The organism is Glaesserella parasuis (assembly GCF_002015085.1).
GTDB lineage: Bacteria > Pseudomonadota > Gammaproteobacteria > Enterobacterales > Pasteurellaceae > Glaesserella > Glaesserella parasuis.
This window is the reverse complement of the sequence record NZ_MUXW01000073.1, coordinates 1-1,695: the sequence shown is the minus strand read 5'-3', so window position 1 is coordinate 1,695 and position 1,695 is coordinate 1. Positions and strand designations below refer to the sequence as shown.

The following is a 1,695-nucleotide window of genomic DNA, read 5'->3' as shown; positions in this document are numbered from 1 at the left end:
TCTGGGCGGATTAAGTATTGCGTATGATGCATTAAAACGTTATGAGCGAGATCACGGTGTGACCCCAATCTTGGAAAACTTTACCCCAGATCAACGCTTTTTTATGAGCTGGACACGTTCGTGGCGAAATAAAGCGACCGTCCAAGCCTTAACCCACCAAGTGAAAAGCGATCCACACGCCCCAGGACAATACCGTGCTTTTGCCCCTGTATTAAATATCTCTGGCTTCCACAATGCCTTTAATACAAAGCAAGGTGATGCAATGTATCGTCCGATTAATGAGCGGATTAAGATTTGGTAATATACAAATTTCCCATAGAAGAGAGGCTGAGTATATAATCAAGGAAAAATTCATAAATTCCTAGTATAATTTATCCACTTATTTAAACTAAAAGGAATACAAAATGCAAAACCCAAAAGATGATGTACTTTATGCCCCTGTTGAGTGGCTCGATTGCAGCGAAGGTTATACGGATATTCTGTATCATAAATCGACTGACGGTATCGCTAAAATCACCATTAACCGCCCTGAAGTGCGTAATGCTTTCCGTCCGCAAACGGTAAAAGAGATGATCCAAGCTTTCTCTGATGCGCGTTTTGATGAAAAAATCGGTGTGATTGTTTTAACGGGTCAAGGCGAAAAAGCGTTCTGTTCCGGTGGCGACCAAAAAGTGCGTGGCGATTACGGCGGTTATAAAGACGAAAGTGGTGTACATCACTTAAACGTATTGGATTTCCAACGTGATATTCGTAGCTGCCCGAAGCCTGTGGTGGCAATGGTCGCTGGTTATGCCATTGGTGGCGGTCACGTTTTACATATGCTTTGTGATTTAACCATTGCGGCAGAAAATGCGATCTTCGGTCAAACAGGCCCGAAAGTAGGTTCATTCGATGGCGGTTGGGGTGCAAGCTATATGGCACGTATCGTTGGGCAGAAAAAAGCACGTGAGATTTGGTTCTTATGCCGTCAATATGATGCGAAAGAAGCTTTAGAGATGGGCTTAGTGAATACCGTTGTGCCTTATGCAGATTTGGAAAAAGAAACGGTGCGTTGGTGCCGTGAAATGTTACGCAACAGCCCGATTGCATTACGTTGCTTAAAAGCGGCGTTAAATGCAGACTGTGACGGACAAGCAGGTCTCCAAGAATTAGCAGGTAATGCAACGATGTTGTTCTATATGACGGAAGAAGGTCAAGAAGGTCGTAATGCGTTTAATGAAAAACGTGCGCCTGACTTTAGCAAGTTTAAGCGTAATCCTTAGTATGTATAAAATGACATAGTAGACAAAATGGTTGCTAATGTGTAGAAGATCAAACCTAATCTGACAGACACGAGCCTCTCCCACAATTTGTGTAAATACCTGTTTCTGAGATAATACATTCAGACACAGGTATTTTATTATGAACGAAAAACAACTTCACGCCTTGGCAGCGGAATTTGCCAAAAACCTAAAAACACCAGAAGACCTCAATCAATTTTCACGGATGCTCAAGAAAATCACCGTCGAGGCTGCGTTAAATGGTGAACTGACCGACCATCTTGGTTATGAAAAACATCAGCCTAGAAAAGGTAAAAATGCACGTAACGGTTACACATCTAAGACCGTCATTTGTGATGAAGGTGAGATAGAAATTGAGACGCCTCGTGACCGTGACGGCACCTTTGAACCGCAACTTATCAAGAAAAACCAAACC

The 1,695-nt window shown here is 42.7% G+C and carries 3 protein-coding genes; all 3 read left to right on the top strand.

Going from position 1 to position 1,695, the window contains the following annotated elements; all coding sequences use genetic code 11:
- Positions 1-301, top strand: a 301-nt coding sequence (locus tag B0183_RS11540; RefSeq protein ID WP_165688524.1) for a M13 family metallopeptidase, incomplete at its 5' end; no start/stop codon positions are given.
- A gap of 103 nt (positions 302-404) precedes the next feature.
- The gene (menB, locus tag B0183_RS11535; RefSeq protein ID WP_005713760.1) at positions 405-1,262 is read left to right on the top strand and encodes a 1,4-dihydroxy-2-naphthoyl-CoA synthase; all 858 of its coding nucleotides are present in this window, start codon (positions 405-407) and stop codon (positions 1,260-1,262) included.
- A 139-nt stretch (positions 1,263-1,401) separates the two neighbouring features.
- Positions 1,402-1,695 (top strand): transposase (locus tag B0183_RS11530; protein WP_131826760.1); only part of this gene is annotated, 294 nt, incomplete at its 3' end.

Bases quoted from the DNA above. Each gene is read 5' to 3' on its own strand.
- menB (WP_005713760.1), top strand. From the start codon at position 405: ATGCAAAACCCAAAAGATGATGTACTTTATGCCCCTGTTGAGTGGCTC.